The following is a 23,526-nucleotide window of genomic DNA, read 5'->3' as shown; positions in this document are numbered from 1 at the left end:
CTGACAAGTGGGTCAATTCTCAGTGTTAAAATAGATTTCACAGGTAAAGTTGATCCGCTATTTATCAAAACTAAGGTGGGTCAGATTTAAACGAAAAAGTGGGTCAATTTTACTTGACAATCAACAACATCGGGTTCTCAAGGAAATATGTGCTATGAGTGAATGGTATTAACTGATATTTTATCTATTTTTTTTGCATCAAGCCTTTTCATCTTGTACTTTGTTCTTTTTCTTGCATTGCTATTATAAATTTATTTCATTATACTATCTCCTGCAATGCGCCCAAATACTATAATGTCCGTTATTGCATTTCCTCCTAATCTATTCGATCCATGTATACCACCTGTAACTTCGCCTGCTGCGTAAAATCCTGGAATTGGTTTTCCTGAAGTGTCAATCACCTGCGCATTTTCGTTAATTTCAACGCCACCCATAGTGTGATGAACTACTGGCAGACCAATACCTGCATAGTATGGAGGTTTATCAAATTTTTGATCAAATACTTTACGACCTAATAAATCATTGCCATTAACTACAGCATCATTATACTGATCTATAGTTTTTTGCAATACAGCTGGATCCATACCAATTTGGGTCGCCAAATCTTCAATAGTGTCTGCTTTAAAAAGTTGTTGGTTATCGACCCTATCTTCGATGAGCGTACCGTCCACTGCATACCCGCCCAAAGTATCGATTACTGTATGGCCATCTGTTAAAAGCCAGAATATACTTTTTGGTTGGCTCAAAACAGCTTGACTTAGATGGTCACGTCGCGCATCTTCATTTACAAACCTCTCACCAAGTACATTAACATAAATATTATTAAGTATTGATGCAGTAAATGTACCTTTGCCTGAGCCTGTAACCAATTGGATCCACTCCATATCGATAAGATTTGCACCTATAGCTTCAGCCATTATTATGCCGTCACCAGTAGAACTAGAGGGATTTGATGTATGTACAGTTTCGTCTAAATTCGCCCAGTGTTCATTATATTCCTGACGCATTTCTACGTTTGCAGCAAATCCACCAGTTGCTAATATGACACCTTTATTTCCCCTAAGATCAAAGGGAGTTCCATCTGAAGTAGTTCCTTTTACTCCAACAACCCTTCCATTTTCGACGATTATTTCTTCAGCCTTATGTTCTAATAAAATCTCCCCACCGTTGTCCTCCACATATTTTAATTGCGGAAGAACGAAAGATGATCCATTACTACCTGAGGATTTTTCGGGCTGATGACTTCTTACCCAAGTAGATCCAACTGCAGAAAGTATGTTTGGTCCCCATTCTGTACCGAGATCCTTTAAATAATTTACAGCATCCAAAGCATTATCACCGTAAATATCAATTAGTTTTGGATTGCCAACATAGTCTCCACCTGCATAAGTTTGTAGCTTATGCAAAGCGGGGGAGTCATAAAGATAGGTAGATCCTTTGGCTTTATATTCTTTCATATCAGCCCCAATTTCTTCTTGCCACTTAGCCATATATTCATCTTTCGGTTCTAATGCCAACAGTTCTTCTATAGCAGTAACTTGAGACGTAGGCATTTCCTGTGTTTTTTGGATTTCGGGATCTGCTGCATTCATAGCACTTCCTGCTAATATTGTATTTCCTCCTACAGATGGCATTTTATCAATCAGTATTACTGTACCTCCTGATTTTATAACATCAGCAGCAGCAGACATACCAGCACCGCCAGTTCCAATTACTATTACATCGGCTGTTTTTTCAATTAACGTCCCGGCAACATCCTTTTTGGTCGGTGCCTTTGTGATGTCTTCTTCAGATGCACCAGCCGCTAGAAGTGCCATTTTAACAGCTTCTAAAATTCCATTACTGCTATATGTAGCCCCAGTAACTGTATCCAAAGCGACAGTTTGATACTCAATTATTTCAGCTGGTAATTTTTCAAATGCGCTATCAGAGACCCCAGCAGTTTCGTTGTGTTCCGTAATATCAATTGTTTTAATTTGACTTTCATCTACCGTTACTGCTAATTTGATCTTTCCATTAATTCCAGTCCCTTCGCCTTCATATGTTCCAGGCGTAAAAATCTCATCTGCGTCAGAGTCGGTACTCTGACAACCAACAATACTAAAAAGCAAAGTAATCAAAAGAATTAAAGCGATGATTTTTTTCAATTTTTTCAGCTCCTAAAAATTATATTTCAAAACTGTAACCGTTAATATTCGCAAATAATAATTCCTCCTTCTCTAAATTCGAGTTTGACTTGAGTTTATTTCACCGAATGCATTCGTTGTAAATTTATCATGATTTTTGAACCTTGTCAACTTTAATTGTGTGCATTTATTAATTTAATCCCGCATTGATTTTTCCGATATTTAACTTTATAATTATTTCAGGCAATCTATTAAAATAACTTGCATTTAAACAAAAGAAGGTGTTTATAATTTCAAAACCAACAAACCGTCAATTACAAGCAAGCAAAACTAAGGAATCAATCGTAAATACATTGGTTTACTTTTTAAAAACTAAACCAATTAGTGAAATAACAATAGCTGAAATAGCTAAACACTCTAACATAGGACCAAGTACTTTTTACGTTCACTTTGACAGTAAAGAGGAAGCCCTTCTTTATAGTTATAGGTTCGGTGATAAGTTCATTGAACAAATCGACCTTAAAGGTTTGAGTATTGTTGAACAAATCACACTAATTCTAAGTACACAGCTTAGCATGCAAATAGGATACGAAGACATTCAAAGACATATTTATATAAGCCAATTAAAACACTATGATGCCTACTTTTTTTCAGAGGATCGACCGATTTATAGAATCTTAAATGATCTGATACAAAAGGGACAAAATGAAGGAACCATTACCTCAGCAGTATCCTCCAGAGATATGGTTAGAAAGTTATTGCGCTTTACACGTGGATTAATGTTTGAATATTGCATCCAGCACAATTCAAATACTTCTAATTGGAGTGATATGGCTTTAGCTGAAACCAAGGAATATCTGAAGTTATTCGTGAAAAAGTAAAATAAGATCACTTCATTTTTTAAGGTAAACAGACAGTTTCCAGGTGACAATGACGCTCATCTTATATTTCCAACCATATGCTCGTATATTCTGTGGATCATTTCAACTTTTCATTTGCGGTGATTATCATATGGTCAGAAAGACTAAAGCCTTGAAAACAGATGAGATGAAAAGATTCTCTATTCTCTTGACCAGTCAAAACACTAAGCCGAAAATTTATGAATAATTAATTTAGTATAAAACCTAAAAATAAAAACTTCGGGATAGTCTGAGTGTAGGAAGGGACGTTCTTCTTAGAAAATATTGATTGCGGCTTCAAGCATACTGTCAGTCAACTCAGATCCAAATATTAAATTTTACTCATTAGACCTTTTCTTTTGTGTCTCTCTCTTACTGAGCGCGGCAAGTCAATATATGGATGTAAAAATGTACAAACTCTCTCCGCCATTAATTTTGAAGTTAACACCCGAAAGGGTGTTTTTTGCGTACAACTGAGAAACAGCAGCAATCTCTTGATCAATGCATAAAGCTTGCTTTGAAGCATTGATCAAGAGATTGCTATTGGGCGAAGCCTGCGATGTAGGCTTTCATCGAAAGCCGGAGTCTCTGTTTCTATCTGACAATTGCTTCTTGATTTCCACTTAACCCTTATATCTTTTAAGGATTTCCTGTATAATTGAATCATATCAATAAAGGAGATGAATTATATGCTGTACAGAAGTTTCGGAAAAGATAATTTATCGATTTCACAACTTGGATTCGGATGCATGCGTCTACCCATACTTGATGGAGACGTTGGAAAAATAGATGTGGAAGAAGCTGCGCACATGGTCCAAAAAGCCATAGATTCCGGTGTGAACTACATCGATACTGCCTGGCCTTACCATAACGGTCAAAGCGAAATATTTGTAGGAGATTTTTTAGAAAAGACAAATCAAAGGGACAAAGTTTATTTGGCTACAAAACTTCCACTGTTCCATTTGGACGAAACTACAGATTTTTATGCGACTTTAGACAAACAACTTGAAAAATTGAAAACCTCATATTTTGATTTCTATCTGCTGCACAATATCGATGACAAGAAATGGGATAAAATCATAGATATGGGTATCTTTGACTTCAATAAATACGCAAAAGAGAGCGGCAAAGTCAAGCATCTTGGTTTTTCCTTTCACGACGATGTCGAAACGTTCAAAAGGGTAATAGATTCATACGATTTTGATTTCTGCCAGATTCAACTAAACTATATGGACGAGAACTTTCAAGCAGGTCTTGAAGGCTTGAGATACGCAAATGAAAAAGGTCTGCCTGTAATTATAATGGAACCGATAAAGGGCGGAAAGCTTGCCTTCAACTTAAAAGGAGAACTCAAGGAAATTTGGGACAAACACAATGTGAATTTAACGCCACCACAACTTGCACTCAAATATTTGTGGAACATGCCTGAAGTTTCACTGGTGCTAAGCGGAATGTCCACCATGGAGCATGTAGAAGACAACTTAAAAAGCGCTGAATCTTTTGGCATCGATTCTCTTGCGGAAAATGAAAAAAACCTGATAAAAGAATTGGAAGGGTTTCTTGTCAGCAAAACAGAAATTGATTGTACTTCGTGCAAATACTGTAGTGACTGCCCGCAAAACATTCCCATATGGGATGTTTTCACTCTCTATAATAACAGCAAGATCTACGACGATCTTAAGGGATCCATCGGAAGCTACAGTAGAATGGATCCGACCAGAAGAGCTGACAGCTGCATTGAGTGCGGACTGTGCGAGTCAGTATGCCCTCAAAATCTGACCATAATCGACTACCTGAAAACATGCCATAAAACCTTTACTGAGTAAAAATCAAAGCCGAAATCTTTTCAGATTTCGGCTTTATTGTTACCATAAAAACAAGTTCATGCCCAGATATACCAACAGTATAATGCCCATAGGAACATTGAAAAACAGCTTAAACCAGCTGACCTGGCTATCCACATCTTTAAAATCATTTTCTTTTATCATTTTCTTTACATATCTCACGGAAAGAAGCCCACCAATGATCAGCACAACAACAGCGGTGATGATCATGTAAACTTCATCTTTCGGTGTTAAATCTACACTCTGCCCTTGTAATATCTGTTCAACATCGTATAGTTCCGGAAACATTTCCTCAGCTTTTTTAAGACTTGCCAGTACTGCAAATGACAAAAAATTGTTTAGGAAATGGAATAAAATCCCAGCCCACAGGGAGCCCGTAACCATAACAATTGCCCCCATTACTATTCCCAAGGCGGTAGCATAACCTAGTTGCCCCAAATCAATATGGATGATCCCAAACAATATTCCCGTAACGATCGATGCTTGCAGAAGGGTCACATCTCTAAAGTGATCCAACACTACGCCTCTTAAAAAAACTTCCTCCAGGATCACAGGTATGACCGCCACCGATATGAAAAAAATCCACATATCCGGGACCATATCTAAAACTTGCATGGTCACTTCACCTGAATCCACCTTAACAACTACATCTACCAGATAATTGATCCCATATTTAACTAAAAAACTTGCGAGAAAAAGTTGAAAGATCCTCCAAATATTTTTTACCGACAAGCCTACATTCAATTTCAGGGTGGATATCACAGGTTGTTTTGTGACTACCAGATATAAAAGGCAAGGAATCAATACGTCCACCAACTGGTGATAGAGTGCAAATTCCTCGTAGATAAACATGCTTATCGTGATATTGCCTACAAGATACGCTCCGAAGAGCAGGACAAACACCCATAAACCACTCTTATGGTTTTTGTTGATAGATTCGTTCATATGATCATCCTTAATTAACCAATATTTTTAAAGAGTTTGTATTCGGCGCCAGTTAATACCACACCTAATATTATTATAAATGCAATTATAACTTCAATAGCCAATCCCACTTTGAAAATCAAAGCGTATGCCCCAAACCCGACACCCAACACGTAAAGAATTGCCCCGAGCATGTTGAATATTACATTCATATTTTGTTTTACCGCTTTCTGCGGATCGTCCCAGTCCAGTTTGGGCCTCCAGGTATCTACGATCAGACCAAAAGCTATTACCGGCAAAGAAGCGAAGAACCCTCCGATAAAAGAAATTACGACGGTTGCTATCCCGGGCTTGATAATAAAATATATTCCTATGATAAAAAACACCATTGCCGCAGACTGAAGCAAAAGCGGAAACAACAACCTGCCAATGAACATGTCTTTTTTTCGTATTGGAAGTACCATGTTTATCCAACTTGCGCTTCCTTCTCTGGATACGGTGGTTGATTGAGTGGGATTGGTTCCTGCAACAAAAACAAATACACCGATCAATATCAGCGCAAATAATTTTTCGTTCCCCACATACAATCCTGTGAAAATATCCATTTCACCTGTTCCGGAAAGAAGCGGCATCATTATAAGAATTACAGGCAGCAGTACTACTATGCTCACGCAATTGAATAGATACACTGGCGTTCTCATGACTATCCTCATGTCGTTTAAAAAAATCGACTGCCAGATCCTTCTTGCCCGGATCTCGTCATTGTAGTCAACTTTCGATCTCTTTGAAGTCATGTCACCCCTGTTAAAATAACCTTCGATGTAAAATTTTCTCCCCACACGGATCATGGCTGCACCAAATCCAATGGAAATTGCAACATACAGCAGAAAATTTCCAGCTCCGAGCAAAGTTGACGACCCATACAAAGCTTTGCTTATCCAAATGGCCGGTGGATACGACTTGCCCACCATATTTACCATGCTGTTCTCGTTTCTTAACATGGCCTCCAAAAATTCCGCTTCTGAACCAGGTGGTATAGAAGTCGCCGCCTTGTTAATCAGAAGTTGAATCCCCAAAATCACGATCAAAATGGCAAACATACTGATCGTCCTCAGCATGTCTTTCTTCCCTTCCAGATTGATGAATTTCATAAGTGCCATTACCAGCATGGTACCTATACTTAAAGGAATCACCGGTACCAGAAGGGCCCCTACTATAAAATAAATGAGATACAATATTCCTCCCATATCTTCAAACGCTATTATCACAGCAGGAAGTACCAAGGGTATTATTATCAAGTATTCGTAGATGATCATGTTGATGAATTTTGCCATGATGATGCTTTCTTCTTTTAAGGGCAGGAACAGCAACCTATCCAAATCTTTAGAAAAATAATATGTAGACATGGCGTAAATCATTCCGAAAAATAGTACTATTATGGACGCCCCTGAAAAAAGTATCGCAAAAACGGTTCCTTCCTGACCCAGCACGAAGAGTTGCAAATATATTGATTTAAGCAACTTCATGTATAAGACGTAAACGGGTATCATCGATGCAAACACAAACAATACAAGTAGCGGCATCCCCAATTTCTTCGGATCATTTTTAACATCATATGCCATTTTTGAAAATCCAAAATTGGCACTCAGCAACATTTTTGTAAGATTTAAGGTTTCCTTCATCACTCGGTCAACTCCAAAAATATATTTTCAAGACTTTCCTTGTCGGCAGCGCCTCCCTTTAATTCTTCCATGGAACCCTGAGCTATGATTTTGCCTTTATTGATTATCGCCACCCTGTCGCAAAGTTTTTCGGCCACTTCAAGAACATGAGTCGAGAAAAACACGCTTTTACCCTGGGAACACCTTTCCTTCATGAGTTCCTTCAAATTAAATGAAGATTTGGGATCAAGTCCTACCATGGGCTCGTCCAAAATAAAGATAGGGGGATCATTTAACAAAGCACCTATCAATACGATTTTTTGCTTCATTCCGTGGGAGTAACTGGCAATTGGATCGTTGACAGCTTTTTCCATTTCAAACATTTTTAAATATCTAATCATGTCACCGCTTCTAGTGTCCTGGTCGACCCCGTACACGTCTGCCAAAAAATTCAGATATTCAATCCCTTTAAGTTTTTCAAAAAGTTCATGATCGTCCGGAACATAGCTGAATTGTCTCTTTGCCTTTATTACTTCATTCTGATTATCGACCCCGTTTATCAAGATCGTGCCCGAATCAGGTTTCAATAATCCAACTATCATTTTTATGGTTGTAGTCTTGCCAGCACCATTTGGACCCAAAAATCCAAAAATCTCTCCAGGTTTTACGTGAAAATCAATATTGTCCACCGCTTTTATCTTACCCGACCCGTATGATTTTGACAGTCTTTCAACTTTTAACATATTATATCTCCGCCTTTTTAATGTAATCGTAAATCAGCTTTTCTTCAGTACTAAAAACATATTGATAATTTAATGTCAATATTGTATAGTGTACATAATTCATTATATACCGCTACAAATGAATGTCTAAATCCATTCTAATTCAAAAAGTGCTAAAAATCAATGGAAGCTTGATATCACTTGATAATCCAATGAAAATAAATTAGAATACTATAATAACCATAAATTTCTAATAAATATGCAAGATAAATTGTCTAAATTTTCAATAAATATAAAAAGGAGGATTTACAATGAATGAGAGAGTATACAACTTTTCGGCAGGCCCTTCAGTATTACCAGAAGAAGTTCTTGTAGAGGCAGCCAAGGATATGTTGAATTATAAAGGTAGCGGGATGTCCGTTATGGAGATGAGTCACAGATCCAAAGTATTTGATTCAATTATCAAAGAGGCGGAAAGTTTATTCAAAGAATTGATGGATATTCCGGACAACTATAAGGTGTTGTTCCTTCAAGGCGGGGCTTCAACACAGTTTTCCATGGTTCCTTTAAATCTGTTCAACAACACCAAAACAGCAGATTATGTAGAAACGGGTTCTTGGGCATCAAAGGCCATAAAAGAGGCCAAGAGATATGGTGCCGTCAACGTGCTGGCTTCATCCAAAGACAAGACCTACTCATACATTCCAAAATTGGATCCTTCAACTTTCACCAAAGATGCAGACTATTTTCACATTACGGTGAACAATACGATATATGGAACCAGATTCGCACCTGAAAGCATTCCAGACACTGGAAATGTTCCGTTGGTGGGAGACATGTCGTCAAACATACTGTCTGAAGTTTATGACATTAAAAAATTCGGTCTAGTCTATGCTGGAGCTCAAAAGAATATGGGTCCTTCCGGACTAACGACCGTGATCATTAGAGATGACCTGATTGGCAATGAAATGGATATAACCCCAACAATGCTTAATTACAAAATCCACGCCGATGCAGATTCTTTATACAACACCCCACCATGCTACGCCATTTACATATGCATGTTGATATTTAAGTGGTTAAAAGAAAAGGGCGGAGTAGCCGCTATGGAAAAAATAAACAAGGAAAAAGCAGCTCTCCTATACGATTACCTGGATGAGAGCAATCTGTTCAAAGCAACTGTTGCGGCAGAAGACAGATCCTTGATGAACGTACCCTTCGTAACAGGCAATGATGATCTTGATGCAGCTTTCGTTAAAGAAGCCACTGAAAAAGGATTTGTCAATCTTAAGGGGCATAGATCCGTAGGAGGCATGCGTGCCAGCATCTACAATGCAATGCCATTTGAAGGTGTGGAAAAACTTGTGAAATTAATGAAGGATTTCGAAGTTAAAAACAAATAAATTGGAGGCTGACACATGTACAAAATAAAAACCCTTAACAATATATCTCAAGAAGGCTTGGCACTTCTTGGCGGAAACTATGCAGTAACCACAGAAGATCCTTCTCCCGATGCCATCCTTCTGAGAAGTTTCAAAATGCACGATATGGAGCTTCCTGAAAGTGTGAAGATAATAGGCCGTGCTGGAGCTGGAGTCAACAATATTCCTATAGAAGAATATGCAGCAAAAGGTGTCGTTGTAGTAAACACTCCCGGTGCCAATGCCAATGCGGTGAAAGAACTTGTAATATTGGGACTTCTGCTATCTTCCAGAAAAGTGGTATCCGGGATCAACTGGGCAAAATCAGTAAAAGACGATCCTGAAGTTGAAAAATTGATTGAAAAAGAAAAATCCAAATTTGCCGGTCAGGAACTCACAGGAAAGAAAATTGGAGTAATAGGCTTGGGAGCCATCGGAGTACTGGTAGCAAATGCAGCCCTTTCAATGGGTATGGAAGTTTACGGATATGATCCGTTCGTATCTGTAGAATCAGCCTGGGGATTGAGTTGCGAAGTAAAAAGGGCATTGAGCCTTGACGAAATAGTACTCGATTGCGACTATATCACTCTTCATGTACCTTTGATCGATCAAACAAAAAATATGATAAATCTCGAAAGACTCCAAAAGGCAAAACCGGGATTGAAGCTGCTCAACTTTGCCAGAGGAGCCCTGGTAAACAATGAAGTCGTAAAGGAAGCCTTGGACAAAGGATATCTTTCCTGTTACGTAACGGATTTTCCGGATCAGGAACTGCTTAATATGGAAAACGTGATAGGCATTCCACACCTTGGAGCTTCAACTGCTGAATCAGAAGAAAATTGTGCCAAGATGGCTGTTCGCCAGCTTAAAGAATATCTGGAAAACGGAAACATTGTCAACAGCGTCAACTATCCGGACTGTTACATGGGTCTTTGCAGCACCAATGCGAGGATCGGAATAACCCATACCAATGTTCCAAACATGGTTGGACAGATAACAAGCATACTTGCCAAGGACAACATAAATATTGGTGATATGCTCAACAAGTCGAAAGGTGGATTTGCATACACCCTGCTCGATGTGGAATTACACGTTACCGAGGATACAGTTAAAAGACTTGAATCCATAGAAGGAATTTTAAAGGTCAGAGTAATTAAAAACGATTGAGACAGGAGAATTATATGGCTACCATAAAAACTTTCAGGGCAGTGAGACCTGCTGCAAGATACGCACATAAAGTGGCCGCTTTGCCCTACGATGTTTACAATACCCAGGAAGCTAAAGAAGCTGCCGCCGACAATCCATATTCTTTTTTACACATTGACAAACCTGAAATAGATCTTCCAGAAGGCACAGACCCCCATAGCATTGAAGTTTACAACAAGGCCAAAGAAAATTTGGAAGCTTTTTCTGAAAAAGGTGTGCTCATTCAGGATGAAAAACCTTGCTTGTATATTTATTCTTTGACCATGGAAGGTCGAATCCAAACCGGCATAGTATGCTGCAGCTCGGTAGACGACTACATAAATGGTGTGATCAAACGTCATGAATTGACGCGCGAAGACAAGGAACAAGACAGGATCAACCATGTAGATCACTGCAATGCAAACACCGGTCCCATATTCTTGACTTATAAGTCCAAGGATGGAATTCAGGATATAGTCAAGGCCTGGACTTCAAGTAAAGATCCCGTCTACGACTTTACAGCACCTGACGGCATTGGACACCGCGTCTGGATAATAGATGACGTGAAAACTACAAAAACATTGACCGATCTGTTTGCAACCGTGGAAAATACTTATATTGCCGACGGGCATCACAGAACCGCATCCGCCGTAAAAGTCGCACTTAAGAGAAGAGCTGACAACCCCGCTCATAAAGGTGATGAAGAGTACAACTTCTTTTTAAGCGTCCTTTTCCCTGACGAAGAGCTACAAATCTTTGACTACAACAGAGTCGTCAAGGATTTGAACGGGCTGAACAGCGATGAGTTTATCAATAGGTTAAAAGATTCTTTTGATCTCAGCCCTGTTGAAGATAATCGTGTCAGACCTTCAAAAAAGGGTGAAATGAGCATGTATCTGGATAAAAAATGGTACAAACTAGTAGCGGATGAAAATTTGCTTAAAGCCGAAAATCCCGTCGAAAGACTTGACGTTTCCATTCTACAGGAAAAAGTACTTAAAGATATTTTAGACATCCGTGATATCCGAACAGACGAAAGAATAGATTTTGTTGGGGGTATCAGAGGTTTGGGCGAACTGGAGAGAAGATGTTCTCTTGATATGAAAGTCGCTTTTGCAATGTACCCTACAAGCATCGATGAACTTATCGAAATATCCGATGCAGGACTTTTAATGCCTCCAAAGTCAACCTGGTTTGAGCCTAAACTTAGAAGCGGATTGTTCATACATAATTTATATTGATTTTTGGGAGCTGAATTGTCAGCTCCTTATTTTTGCAAAAAATTCTTCCATAAGCACTTTTGATTCTTCTTCCAGTATTCCCTCATAGACCTGAAGATTGTTCAAAAGTCTTCCTTGGTCAAAATATCTGAGCATTTCCACACTTCCAGTTTTAGGAGATTTTACTCCATACACCAGTTTCTTCAGCCGACTGTTGACTATTGCCCCAATGCACATTGTGCACGGCTCCACATTAACATATATTGAACAACCTTCAAGTCTCCAATCACCAGTGATTTTCACAGCTTTTTTAATTGCATTAATTTCAGCATGACCCAAAGGATCTCCATCTTTTTCAACACTGTTTCTTCCCCTGGCAATGATTGAGCCGTTTTTCACTATTACTGCCCCCACAGGTACTTCACCTTCATCACCGGCCAGCCTGGCCTCAATTAGAGCTTCATGCATGTACTCGATCATATTGCGCTCCTTTCAAAAAAAAGAAGGACATTTCTGCCCTTCCTGTCGTTTATAGATTTTTCAGAGTTTCCATAATATAGTCTGCATACTCTTCACTGGATGCTCCATCAGTTCTTCCTGTTACTACCAGTTTTTTCTCTGTAAGACCGCAAATATCCAATGCCTTCGCAAGAGCATCGGCCTTGTCCTGCTTGCCCATGTGCTCAAGCAACATCACAGCCGCTCTTATAATACTGCTTGGATCAGCATAATTTCCTCTACCTTCAGAAACCATTCTTGGTGCAGAACCGTGTATGGCTTCAAACATTGAGTATCTTTTTCCTATGTTGGCGCTTCCGGCTGTTCCTACTCCACCTTGGAATTCAGCAGCCTCGTCAGTCAGTATATCACCATACAGGTTTGGAAGAACCATTACTTTAAAGTCTGTTCTTCTCTTCTCATCGATTAGCTTGGCAGTCATGATATCGATGTACCAGTCATCCCACTCGACCCCTGGATAATCTTTTGCAATTTCTTTTGCTACATCTAAGAACTTTCCGTCAGTTGTCTTGACAACGTTGGCCTTGGTTATAACAGTAACTTTGTTTTTTCCTGATTTCTTTGCATATTCGAAAGCAGATTTTATTATTCTGTGAGAACCTTCTTTTGTCGTTACTGTAAAGTCTACCGCCAAATCGTCATTGACGTGTATTCCCTTGCTGCCAAGGGCATATGCTCCCTCAGTATTTTCTCTGTAGAACATCCAGTCGATTCCCTGTTCTGGAACTTTTACCGGGCGCACGTTGGCAAAAAGATCCAACTCTTTCCTCATGGCAACATTCGCACTTTCAATGTTTGGCCATGGATCTCCAGCACGTGGAGTTGTCGTAGGTCCTTTAAGGATTATATGGCACTTTTTCAATTCTTCTAATACATCGTCAGGTATGGCTTTGTTCTGGGCTGCTCTGTTTTCGATGGTTAAGCCATCAATGGTTCTTAATTCCACCTTTTCAGCCTTTATTTCATCTTCCAACAAAAATTCCAGCACTCTTTGAGCCTGAGCTGTAATAAATGGTCCGATTCCGTCTCCACCTACGACTCCTATTATTACCTTGTCAAGAGTGTCGAAATCTATAAAATCCTTTTCCTCTTTCATTTTTTCGATTCTGGCAAATTGTTCTTCGATGAGTTTCCCAAAATGTTCTTTTGCAGCTTCAATCCTATCCAAATTAAATCCTCCTAAAATTTATTTGCCATAAAATGGCGTCTGTATATAAAACAAAAGTTTATTACTTTTTATTCATTTTATCCAAATATTTTTTTATCCAACCAATTATTCCTATCACGGCAACTGCAATCCCAACAACTATTATCGCCCCGATGGAGTAACCCAAATAGTTGCTGAAATCGGACTTGTATGCATCGATTGCGTCATTGAAGATATTCGTCCTATCCCTGTCCTTGTCTCCTCTGTCTGGATCTCCATAGACGATCGCCACATCGCTGTTTTCATATAATTCCATTCCGCGGACTTCTTCAAAACAAGCCCCCAGAAAAACTACGCCCAACACTATCACGGATAAAATTATTTTTCTCAATCCGGTGCTTCCTTTCTTCTATCGGTTTCAACAGCTTGTTCGATCATTTTTCTGATCTCACTCAAGTCGTTCTTGTCTATTATGATTTCTTTGTTGTTGTCTTTCAACTTGACTTCTTCGCCTGCAAGAATATCTGGATCGTTAAAAAGCATTTCATAAATCTTGGTATGAACGATATTCGTATAATCATCTTCTCTTTCTTCAACTCTTTCAAGCTGCTTCTTTAAGAATTCTTCCTTTTCTTCCAGCAAGGCCATTCTCTCTTTTATGGTCTTTGAAATTTGTTCCAAATTCAGTATGGTCTGTTCGATCACCTTTTCCTTGGCTTTGACGATCCGAGCTCTTTCTTCAAGTTCTTCGTCCTTCCTGATCGAATGATCATTTAGTCCGTGGTCTGAAGGGATTTGAACCTTGCTTTCAGTAGCTCCTTTTTCGAAATCATTATATTGGCTGAAACATTTCTTTAGATCTTCTATCCCTATGTCGATTCTGATGGGACATGAAATGGATTGCGCGGCTTTAAATTCCTCTTCTTCCTTTATTCTGTTTATTTCCTGCAGGATAGCTTTTATATCTTCATTTTTGGCTGCCAGTTCATTTTTCAATTCGCCAATTATTTGATTTTTTTCTGCTATTTCTTTTTCGTTTTCTTCCATTGATCTTTTGGAAAATTCTTGCTCTGGTTCAGGTTCGATCATATCCGATGCCAGCTTGACGATCGGTTCTTCGTGTTTGTTGTCCATTTCAAATATTTTATTGTACAGCAATCCCCACAAGTTTACAACAACCAATTCGATTCCTAAAATTATTGCGAAAACCCAATAATTTTCAGGCGTGGACCCCATGTAAATAAGATATGCCAATGAAGCCCCATTCGATAAAATCATGAAAGTGCTCATCAGCATAATACTGTACTTTTTTACAACCAGAATCAATCCGATCAAAAGAATTACTGATTTTAAAATCGTTACGTCCACGATCCATGGATCCAAATAACTTTCAAAAAGGGCGTCTATGGAGAAATATGCATTAATATACACTGCAGCCATATATGAGAAAAACACTAAAATCCCGGTCGTTAACGCCAGCAAGACTATTTTGCCAAAGTTTTTCATTATTTGCATCATCTCCATGTCCAAATGTTTACTTGCATATTATACCATAAATACAGGACATTTTTTAGACAAATTCATCATTTGCGTTCTTGTTTCACAGCAGTTGCCTTAAATAACTTTTAGCTTCCATCAACTTATCTTCTTCCAGCTTGATCTTGAGATTATCCATAATTTTTCTTCCAATGAAATAATCCACCTTTTCTGACGAAACCGGAATCGAGTCTTCCATGTATTCATTGCTGAAACTGCAGCCTTCAGGATAATTATCGAGATATTTTTCCAATGGAAAATTCAACTTTATCCTGTCTTTGAGTTTTTCTGGATCGGTCTCCAGTCCTGTCACAAATGTCATAAGGGCGGGTGCGTATATCTGTTCTCCAGAGCATAGACAAAACGTACCTTCCCGCAGGTGATCTTCATTTATCCACTGCAAAATCCTTTTCGCCGCTTCGATCTTTGTGCAAGGGCTTAACAACACATCTTCCGGTTCCAATTTTGTTGTCCCCGGTTCAATGTCCGTCAATCCTTCGCAATAATCCTTATTTTCGTCAATAAAAGAATTCAATCTCACATTAGACCATTTTACTTCCGAATATTTTTTTACAGACTCTACCAATATCTCGGCATTTCTGTATAAAAGACCCAACATGCTTTTCTTTTCTCCTGCTTTCAGGGATGACAAAAAAACGAATCTTTTGATTTCGCTTTCGCGAATATCTTCTATCAGTTCTGTAAAATTAATAAGATTTTCCTTTATGGCTTCTGCAGGAAATTCTTCACAATCATTTACCCTATCCATCAAAAATCCATAAAAAACCACATCGATTTCTTCGGACAAAAGATCCTTGACCGCTTTTGAATCTCTTAACCCATAACCGTATACTTTTGATTTTCCCATTTGCTTAAGACCTGAATCAAGGTTCCAATTCAGATTCACGCAATGGATCTCAGGACACTCCACTTCCACTAACAGATCCACCAATTCTCTAGAAATATTCCTGTCGTTAAAAATTATTGCCCTCGTAAGTTTTCCTGGTTCCAAGGCCGACGTAGCCAATGGAAAAGTTTCTATGATGTCATTAATGCACGTGAATTTGTTAGGTGCAAGAAATTTGTCAATATATGCGAGAGGTTTTGTCAGTGTTTGCAAATAAGTATATATCGATATGAAATCGACTCTGCTCATACCTTCAGTATAAAAAACTATTTCTTTCACGCTTTCGTCATGCACGATCGTCGCAAGGTCACTTTTTTTACCGTCCACGACCGACTGGGAAATCTCAATTCCATCTTCTATGCCATCGATGACATAAAACATCGAATTCCCAAATTTTTCATTTATATTTTCTGCAATCAGCCGTTCATAGGTTTTTAGTATAAACAGTTTTCTCCCTGGAGTCGACTCAGCAAATGGTTCTGGTTCTGGTTCTGGTTCTGGTTCTGGTTCTGGTTCTGGTTCTGGTTCTGGTTCTGGTTCTGGTTCTGGTTCTGGTTCCGGTTCTGGTTCCGGTTTGATTTCAGTATTATCAAGGATTTCCTGACTGTCTTTCAGTAAGTTCTTTTCATTGGGTCCTTCCAGATCATCGCATGTTTCCGCTTTCTCCAACACCTGCAAACCTTCAGATTCATTTTTTTCATATAGTTTCTTTTTCTCATCAGGTATGACTTTAAGTTTGTCCAACATGATCTTGGATTCTTCTGACAACACATTCACCAAGTCATCATCTTGTAATTCTCCTGACTTTCTGATATTTTCTTTTGCTTCGGAATCCGATATCCTGCCTTTTTTTGCTTTGCCTCCAGATCCAAAAATTGCTCTCCCGGACAAAGTTATGAACACAAAATCAAATACGAAATTTATCAAGGAAATCTCCATGGCATAGGTCATTTGATCTGCAAATAGAAATGCCGCCCACAATCCATTTACCAATACCAACATTAGAAAATATCTTCCCAATCCAAAGTCCCTGCTAAGTTTGAAGATGAAGGGTATCAACAAAACAGCCTTGATCGATATCATATACGGAGTCAAAGATAAAAATGCAGCGTTCAAATCAAAGCCTGGATTCAAATACTGGATCAGATATAATGATGCCAGAAAGGACACGGCATATAATACCACAAAGACTAAAAATCCAAATTCCATTTTGAAAAGACCTGATTTTTTCAAATTATCCTCACTCTCCCTTGTTGCTGTTATAAATACAATTATATTCCAACCAACCCGATATCGCAAATAGTCATGCTTGTGCCTTCAGTGCTTTTCCTCCAGATCTGCTGTTGCGCCACAAGGCCCAAATCATTAGAAAAACGAGTGCTCCTGCAATGTCTATTAAAACATCTGTTAGTTGCCCTGATCTTCCGGCAATCATTGTTTGATGCAGTTCATCACTCAAGGCATAAAAAAATGATATCTTCAAACCGACTCCCACAGCTTTTCTTAGTTTACCCCAAGTCTCCATGGCAGCTTGCCCCACCAAAGTCCCAAGGATCCCATAAATCGTGAAATGTGCAGCTTTTCTTATAAAAAGGTGAAGAAACTCAAAGTCCAATTCTTCATCCGAGATCAAATTTCCAAAAAAATCTATTATTCTCATTAATAATCCTGAACTCATTTTTGAAGATTCATCCGCTTCCTGGGCGGAAAACCAAAAAATGACAGCCATCCACAAAATCGCCAAACACCAATACATATATATTTTTAATTTATGATTTTTAAAATCAAGCATCATCGATTGCCTTTCCTGCAAGTTATTTTCCACAAGGTTGAAGCATACTGAAATTATACCCCAAATTCCTTTAAAATCCTTCAATTTTGATATTTTTTTTTGCACTTTCAATCGATTGACAACAAATTATAAATATGTTATAAAAATATTAGCACTCACCCACTTTGAGTGCTAAAGTAATTGAAAGGAGAAATACCATATGACAAAAAAAGCATTTAAAGCTGAATCAAAAAGACTTCTCGACCTTATGATCAATTCGATCTATACTCACAGGGAGATATTTTTAAGGGAACTTATTTCAAATGCCAGTGACGCAATTGACAAAATTTACTATCGAGCTCTAACAGATGAAAACTTGAATTTTGACAAGGACAATTATTTCATTAAAATAATACCCAACAAGGATGAGAGGACACTAAGGATCCTTGATACCGGAATCGGAATGACACGAGAAGAATTGGAAGACAATCTGGGTATAATCGCGAAAAGCGGATCTCTTGCATTTAAATCTGCCAATGAACTGAAGGATGGGTATGACATAATTGGCCAGTTCGGAGTAGGTTTTTACAGTGCTTTCATGATTGCAGATAAGGTTACGGTCATAAGCAAATCTCCTGACAGCGAAACAGCGTACAAGTGGGAGTCGGACGGGAGCGACGGTTACGTGATCGAACCTGCAGAAAAAGCCTCACTGGGTACTGAAATAATCTTGCATATTAAAGACAATACGGAAGATGAAGACTTTGATGAATACCTGGAAGAATACCGAATCAAGTCGATCGTTAAAAAGTACTCTGATTTTATCCGCTACCCCATTAAAATGGATGTTGAAACAAAGAAAAAAATCGAATCTTCCGATGATAAAGATGACTATGAAACTATAATAGAAGAGAAAACTATAAACAGCATGGTTCCAATTTGGAGAAAAAACAAGAACGAACTTACCGAGGAAGATTATAAGAATTTTTATTCCGAAAAGCACTACGGTTTTGACGAACCTGTAAAACATATTCACTTGAATGTAGATGGGACCGTTAGCTACAAGGCACTGCTGTTTATTCCAGAAACCAGACCATACGATTATTACACCAAGGACTATGAAAAGGGTTTGGAGTTATATTCCAGCAGCGTCATGATAATGAACCGCTGCGGAGAGCTTTTGCCCGATTATTTCAGCTTCGTCAAAGGCTTGGTGGATTCAGAAGATTTATCTTTGAATATTTCCAGGGAAATGTTGCAACACGACAGACAGCTAAAGTTCATCGCAAAGAACATTAAAAACAAGATCAAATCCGAACTTTTGAATTTACTTGAAACCGATCGGGAAAAATATGAATCTTTCTACGATTCTTTCGGAAGACAGTTAAAGTACGGGCTTTATTCCGATTTTGGTGTAAACAAGGAAGATTTGCAAGATTTGATAATGTTCAAGACCTCAAAAGATAGATCGTACAGAACGCTAAAAGAGTATGTTGAAGATATGCCGGAAGATCAAAAATACATCTACTATGCATCGGGTGAATCAATCGAAAAAATAGACAAATCGCCACAGATAGAAGCGGCTGTTGACAAGGGATATGAATTCCTCTACTTTACAGAGGAGGTCGACGAGTTTGCAATTAACGTTCTCATGAGCTACAAAGACAATGAATTCAGATCTTTGGCGGGCAACGATACTGGCATTGAAAGTGAACAGATCGATGTGGATCCTGAAAAGGAAAAAGACAGCAAGGAAATCCTGGCCGATATGAAAAAACTTCTTCAAGGCAAAGTTTCAGACGTGAAACTGTCTTCCAGACTCAGAAAACATCCCGTTTGCCTTGTTTCCGAAGGCGATCTTTCCATCGAAATGGAGAAAGTATTAAGTTCCATGTCCGACGGAAATTTAGTTAAGGCTGAAAAAGTCTTGGAGATCAATCCTGAACACAGTGTTTACAATTCACTATTGGAATCCTATAATAATGATAGAGACAAATTTGAATTGTATACTGATATTTTGTACAATCAAGCCCTTTTGATAGAAGGACTCCCTCTGGAAGATCCTGTTGATTTCGCAGACAAGGTCTCAAAATTGATGTAATTTGTTTTAACTGCGGGCTACCCTGGCTCAGATGGTAGAGCAGCTCACTCGTAATGAGCAGGTCACCGGTTCGAATCCGGTGGGTAGCTCCATAAATAAAAAACAACGAAGGCCGAATAAAAAGGACCTTCGTTATTTTTTATATCAGAATCGACAATTATTTGTTCAGCTCTTGAAGCAGATCCTCAACAGTTGCGTCAAGATCTACACCGGTTAAAAACGGTCTTCCGTTTATTACCGGCACTTCTGTGATTTCCGGCAGATCCGTGGTACTTACCACTACATCCGGTCTTAAAGTTTTGGATTTTGACAAAGCCTCTGCAGCTTTGCATTGAACCATCATGCAGTCTATTCCCTTATCCTTGCATAACTTTTCTATTTTTTTTGCTACTACAGTTGAAGTTGCTATCGCAGTACCACATGCCACCAATATTTTTTTTGTCATCATTGTTACCTCCTTGGGATTCATCTTGAGAACTAATAAACATTATAATACATATTACATACCCATATAAATCTTTTTTAAAAATTATCTTTATCATCTTGTCTGAAACGAATCAAATATAATGTTTTGATGTATAATGAATTTGGGAGGTGTTATATTTGAAACGAAATTTTGGCAATATTCTCGCAGGTCTGTTGATCCTGATTATAGGGATGGCGTTATTACTAAACAATTTGGGGATCACGGATTTCAACATGGCCTATCTGATTTTTACGTATTGGCCGATTTTCATCATTATTGCAGGATTAAGTCTTTTAATAAACCATGGTAGCAAGGGAGAAGTTCTTTCGGGAATCTTGATCCTCTCGCTAGGCACCCTTATCCTGCTTCGCAATCTTGGTTTTGTCGACATCAACATTTCCACCATTTTCAACTTAATTTGGCCAATGATTTTAATACTCATCGGTTTCGCAGTGCTTACAGGAAAAAAATCTTCTGGAAAATCAAATTTTGCATTCATGGGATCCATAGAACGACTTAAAGACCCTTGGAAGGTTGAAGAAGGCGGTTATTTTGCATTCATGGGCGGTATAGAACTGGATTTTAGAGTAGCCGATATCCCTGAAGGTACAACTACTTTGGACTTAAATGCTTTTATGGGTGGCATTGAAGTAACCGTACCACGAAATATAACCGTGGTATGCGACGGTATGGCTGTTTTGGGCGGGATAGAGCTTCTTGGCAAGTCTACCGGAGGAATAATAGCCAATACTAACTCATCACAAAATCCAGAGACCGGAAACAAAAAACTCGTTTTCCATTGCAGGGCCATAATGGGCGGAATAGAAGTAAAAGCTTCGGATTGATCCGAAGCTTTCCTACTTTTTGAATATCAATATTATACTGTAAACCTCACAACGATGTTTTCATCCAATACCCTGAAAGTAAGGCTTTCAGCAATAAACAGTTTTACTTCTTCGCTGTCATATGATTCGTAGCCAATAGCAAAATCCTGTCCGATGGTCAATTCCAGATTCTCATTGTCATACGGCAACAGGAATGCCCCGTCGACAACACCGCTCAACAATATCTTGCCGCCGATCAAAGATTCTATTCTTTTCACCAAAGGATATCCTTGCACTTCCCTATTAAGCCTTTTGTATGCTTCTTCACCAACTACAAGTATAAAGGGACCCTCTTCAAAATTATCTTTCAGAGTAATCAAACCTTTGGAGATCGAATCCATTATATCTGCGCCAGTCTTTCCAAATTCTATTGCGGCATGGGCCGATGCACCTTCCAACCCCACTATTCCTCCTGATTCAAAGCCCTTGTAAACTGCATTTTCTTCAAAGTCAGCCATCTTTTTTACTGCTTCCTCAAGGTTTTCCAAGTTAATATCCTTGGCTCCCCTGGTTAGATTATCAAGTTCCCATCTGTTCAAAGTAAAACTTATTCTTGACTCAACCAGGGGTTTTATTCTGAAAATCCCGGTTTTTACCTGAGCATTTACATCTTCTATAAGGTCAAGCCGGCCTTCTGAAACTGATGTGTAGTCCCAACCCAAAGGTCCGTTTACCTTGACTGCCTTTCTGGCCGTCAATCTACTTTTTAATACCTCCTCCGCTCTGGCATCTATCTCCTTCCATGCCGAAGCAGCAAGAGGTGCCATGCTTCTTTTTAACATATCCATTTTTTTACCTCCCTATTTCAAATCTCCTATATTTATTCCTGACGAGCCCGACTCTTCTTGTCCTTCCTCTGCTTCCAGTATTGATCCTTCAGCAAAAAGATAAGTTCTAAGCTCCTCATCCCATTTGTCCATATTTCGTCTTAACCACTCGATCGTCATGCATGCATGCTCAATTTCTTCGTCTCTGTTGTGGGCCATAATGCCCTTTAATTCCAGATCATTCGTTGCCTGTACTCTTTGATTGTACCAGTCCACTGCCTCTAATTCCTCCTTGAGACTGTTGATGGCTCTTGTTATATTTCTAGTTTTTTCGTCTAAAGATTCTATCGGTTCGTGATATTGTGTCATTTCTAAACCTCCTTATTAATTTAAGAAATTCTACACAATTTTATATACCCGCAAATTTCGTGAATAATCAATTTCTGCCCAAAAGAAAAAAGCCCTGCTCATAGCAAAGCTCTTTTGAGGCATTACCCATATCACGGTTCGTAAGGATCTTCCTCGTAATCGAATTCCGGCTTTTTTTTGGTGGACTTATTTGTAAAACAATCGTATTTGCTCTTTCTTTTGTTTAGTTCCGCCAGTTTGTCATAGTCGTCTTCTTCGTAGTCAAACTGCTTGCTGAAAAAATTGGTACTTTTCAATTTTAAACCCCTATCCATATTTAAATTAATCAAATTATAACACAACTGGAGTTTTTTCAAAAGAATGAAGAATCAAGTTTGAAGCTAACTTGAAAATATTATTTTTTATTTAAGACTGCTTTGCTTGACATTGTTCACAACTCATGATAAGATTACACAGTACTTAAATTTATCCGAATAGTATTAACATCAATTATCATTTTAATTTAAAGCTCATATCAAAAGCTGTGCTTCCTGATTAAAGAATTGTGTGTTATCTGTTTTGATTAGATTTAGGAATCAAAATATTAGGAGGTACTCGATATGAACGGTACAGTAAAATGGTTTAACTCAGACAAAGGATTTGGATTTATAACAGGAGATGACGGAAACGACGTTTTCGCACATTACTCACAAATCAACTCAGACGGTTTTAAAACTTTGGAAGAAGGACAAAAAGTTTCTTTTGACATAGTTCAAGGCCCTAAAGGACCACAAGCAGAAAATATTACAGTTGTAAGATAATTTAACTTAAATATCAAAGCGTTTCATCTCGGATGAAGCGCTTTCTGTTTTTTTGTGATCAGGAAAAAACAAACTTTGGTCATAAAACAAATAATAATTATTCAAAATTTATTAAATGTCTTCAAGCTGTCTGTCAATAACTTGAGAAAATGTCTCTTTTTTTTAAAGTAATTATCGTTAGAAAATGTCTCTTTTTCAGTCTGTCTCATATTAAATTGAGACAGACTGTTGTTTTTCAAAGAATAATTCGTAAAGAA

Annotated in this window: 22 protein-coding genes and 1 tRNA gene; 9 read left to right on the top strand and 14 right to left on the bottom strand. The window is 38.4% G+C overall.

All coding sequences use genetic code 11. The features are described from left to right. Positions 1 to 251 precede the first annotated feature (251 nt). Positions 252 to 2,147 carry a flavocytochrome c gene (locus tag IWB18_RS10995; RefSeq protein WP_195683674.1) on the bottom strand — a complete coding sequence of 632 codons (1,896 nt, stop codon included), beginning with the start codon at positions 2,145 to 2,147 and terminating at the stop codon, positions 252 to 254. Positions 2,148 to 2,407: 260 nt separating this feature from the next. Between IWB18_RS10995 and IWB18_RS10990 the strand changes: the two genes are divergently transcribed. Continuing rightward, the gene (locus IWB18_RS10990; RefSeq protein ID WP_195683673.1) at positions 2,408 to 3,007 is read left to right on the top strand and encodes a TetR/AcrR family transcriptional regulator; all 600 of its coding nucleotides are present in this window, start codon (positions 2,408 to 2,410) and stop codon (positions 3,005 to 3,007) included. A 707-nt stretch (positions 3,008 to 3,714) separates the two neighbouring features. Continuing rightward, the gene (locus tag IWB18_RS10985) at positions 3,715 to 4,851 is read left to right on the top strand and encodes an aldo/keto reductase (RefSeq protein ID WP_195683672.1); all 1,137 of its coding nucleotides are present in this window, start codon (positions 3,715 to 3,717) and stop codon (positions 4,849 to 4,851) included. 39 nt (positions 4,852 to 4,890) lie between these two features. Here IWB18_RS10985 and IWB18_RS10980 read toward each other — a convergent pair whose 3' ends face one another. The 3 genes from IWB18_RS10980 to IWB18_RS10970 are packed head-to-tail and all read right to left on the bottom strand — an operon-like array spanning position 4,891 to position 8,197. Next, the gene (locus IWB18_RS10980) at positions 4,891 to 5,814 is read right to left on the bottom strand and encodes a CPBP family intramembrane glutamic endopeptidase (RefSeq protein WP_195683671.1); all 924 of its coding nucleotides are present in this window, start codon (positions 5,812 to 5,814) and stop codon (positions 4,891 to 4,893) included. 14 nt (positions 5,815 to 5,828) lie between these two features. Beyond that, entirely contained in the window at positions 5,829 to 7,475 is a 1,647-nt protein-coding gene (locus tag IWB18_RS10975) for a putative ABC transporter permease subunit (RefSeq protein WP_225877842.1), read from the bottom strand. Continuing rightward, positions 7,475 to 8,197, bottom strand: coding sequence for an ABC transporter ATP-binding protein (locus IWB18_RS10970; RefSeq protein WP_195683669.1), 723 nt, complete (start codon positions 8,195 to 8,197; stop codon positions 7,475 to 7,477). Before IWB18_RS10970 ends, IWB18_RS10975 begins: the two co-directional genes overlap by 1 nt. A gap of 290 nt (positions 8,198 to 8,487) precedes the next feature. Between IWB18_RS10970 and serC the strand changes: the two genes are divergently transcribed. The 3 genes from serC to IWB18_RS10955 are packed head-to-tail and all read left to right on the top strand — an operon-like array spanning position 8,488 to position 12,023. Beyond that, entirely contained in the window at positions 8,488 to 9,579 is a 1,092-nt protein-coding gene (gene serC / locus IWB18_RS10965; RefSeq protein ID WP_195683668.1) for a 3-phosphoserine/phosphohydroxythreonine transaminase, read from the top strand. A 15-nt stretch (positions 9,580 to 9,594) separates the two neighbouring features. Next, on the top strand, positions 9,595 to 10,764 hold the full coding sequence (locus IWB18_RS10960) for a phosphoglycerate dehydrogenase (RefSeq protein ID WP_195683667.1): 1,170 nt from the start codon (positions 9,595 to 9,597) through the stop codon (positions 10,762 to 10,764). A 14-nt stretch (positions 10,765 to 10,778) separates the two neighbouring features. Beyond that, the gene (locus IWB18_RS10955) at positions 10,779 to 12,023 is read left to right on the top strand and encodes a DUF1015 domain-containing protein (protein WP_195683666.1); all 1,245 of its coding nucleotides are present in this window, start codon (positions 10,779 to 10,781) and stop codon (positions 12,021 to 12,023) included. An 18-nt stretch (positions 12,024 to 12,041) separates the two neighbouring features. Here IWB18_RS10955 and IWB18_RS10950 read toward each other — a convergent pair whose 3' ends face one another. From IWB18_RS10950 to IWB18_RS10925, 6 genes are all read right to left on the bottom strand, one after another. Further along, positions 12,042 to 12,482, bottom strand: coding sequence for a nucleoside deaminase (locus IWB18_RS10950; protein ID WP_195683665.1), 441 nt, complete (start codon positions 12,480 to 12,482; stop codon positions 12,042 to 12,044). Positions 12,483 to 12,531: 49 nt separating this feature from the next. Beyond that, positions 12,532 to 13,689 carry an isocitrate/isopropylmalate family dehydrogenase gene (locus tag IWB18_RS10945; protein ID WP_225877840.1) on the bottom strand — a complete coding sequence of 386 codons (1,158 nt, stop codon included), beginning with the start codon at positions 13,687 to 13,689 and terminating at the stop codon, positions 12,532 to 12,534. 61 nt (positions 13,690 to 13,750) lie between these two features. Then, the gene (locus IWB18_RS10940) at positions 13,751 to 14,059 is read right to left on the bottom strand and encodes a hypothetical protein (protein WP_195683664.1); all 309 of its coding nucleotides are present in this window, start codon (positions 14,057 to 14,059) and stop codon (positions 13,751 to 13,753) included. Further along, positions 14,056 to 15,192, bottom strand: coding sequence for a hypothetical protein (locus IWB18_RS10935; RefSeq protein WP_195683663.1), 1,137 nt, complete (start codon positions 15,190 to 15,192; stop codon positions 14,056 to 14,058). The genes IWB18_RS10940 and IWB18_RS10935 overlap by 4 nt, the downstream gene beginning before the upstream one ends. Before the next feature lie 76 nt (positions 15,193 to 15,268). Further along, complete coding sequence (locus IWB18_RS10930) at positions 15,269 to 17,344, bottom strand: polysaccharide biosynthesis protein (RefSeq protein WP_195683662.1); 2,076 nt, start codon at positions 17,342 to 17,344, stop codon at positions 15,269 to 15,271. Positions 17,345 to 17,414: 70 nt separating this feature from the next. Beyond that, positions 17,415 to 17,936, bottom strand: a complete 522-nt coding sequence (locus tag IWB18_RS10925) for a VanZ family protein (protein ID WP_195683661.1) — start codon at positions 17,934 to 17,936, stop codon at positions 17,415 to 17,417. Positions 17,937 to 18,102: 166 nt separating this feature from the next. On the opposite strand from IWB18_RS10925, the gene htpG reads away from it, so the two are divergent. Together htpG and IWB18_RS10915 are read left to right on the top strand one after the other, a co-directional pair. Beyond that, positions 18,103 to 19,983: a molecular chaperone HtpG gene (gene htpG / locus IWB18_RS10920; RefSeq protein ID WP_195683660.1), complete on the top strand. Its 1,881-nt coding sequence runs from the start codon at positions 18,103 to 18,105 to the stop codon at positions 19,981 to 19,983. A 16-nt stretch (positions 19,984 to 19,999) separates the two neighbouring features. Next, positions 20,000 to 20,075, top strand: a tRNA-Thr gene (locus IWB18_RS10915). A gap of 65 nt (positions 20,076 to 20,140) precedes the next feature. Here IWB18_RS10915 and IWB18_RS10910 read toward each other — a convergent pair. Then, entirely contained in the window at positions 20,141 to 20,428 is a 288-nt protein-coding gene (locus tag IWB18_RS10910; RefSeq protein ID WP_207740824.1) for a PTS sugar transporter subunit IIB, read from the bottom strand. 158 nt (positions 20,429 to 20,586) lie between these two features. On the opposite strand from IWB18_RS10910, the gene IWB18_RS10905 reads away from it, so the two are divergent. After that, a complete protein-coding gene (locus IWB18_RS10905) occupies positions 20,587 to 21,294 on the top strand; it encodes a cell wall-active antibiotics response protein (protein WP_195683658.1) in 708 nt (235 codons plus the stop codon). Between the two features lie 32 nt (positions 21,295 to 21,326). Here IWB18_RS10905 and IWB18_RS10900 read toward each other — a convergent pair whose 3' ends face one another. The 3 genes from IWB18_RS10900 to IWB18_RS10890 form a co-directional block, all read right to left on the bottom strand. Further along, positions 21,327 to 22,121, bottom strand: a complete 795-nt coding sequence (locus IWB18_RS10900; protein ID WP_195683657.1) for a family 1 encapsulin nanocompartment shell protein — start codon at positions 22,119 to 22,121, stop codon at positions 21,327 to 21,329. A 12-nt stretch (positions 22,122 to 22,133) separates the two neighbouring features. Then, entirely contained in the window at positions 22,134 to 22,469 is a 336-nt protein-coding gene (locus tag IWB18_RS10895) for an encapsulin-associated ferritin-like protein (protein WP_195683656.1), read from the bottom strand. 131 nt (positions 22,470 to 22,600) lie between these two features. Continuing rightward, positions 22,601 to 22,765: a hypothetical protein gene (locus IWB18_RS10890; protein ID WP_195683655.1), complete on the bottom strand. Its 165-nt coding sequence runs from the start codon at positions 22,763 to 22,765 to the stop codon at positions 22,601 to 22,603. 303 nt (positions 22,766 to 23,068) lie between these two features. Between IWB18_RS10890 and IWB18_RS10885 the strand changes: the two genes are divergently transcribed. Further along, positions 23,069 to 23,269: a cold-shock protein gene (locus IWB18_RS10885; protein WP_195683654.1), complete on the top strand. Its 201-nt coding sequence runs from the start codon at positions 23,069 to 23,071 to the stop codon at positions 23,267 to 23,269. Positions 23,270 to 23,526: the final 257 nt, after the last annotated feature.

The sequence above is a fragment of the Alkalibacter mobilis genome (assembly GCF_015594845.1).
Taxonomy (GTDB): domain Bacteria; phylum Bacillota; class Clostridia; order Eubacteriales; family Alkalibacteraceae; genus Alkalibacter; species Alkalibacter mobilis.
The sequence above is the reverse complement of the archived record's forward strand: the minus strand, read 5'-3'. Positions and strand labels throughout refer to the sequence as shown.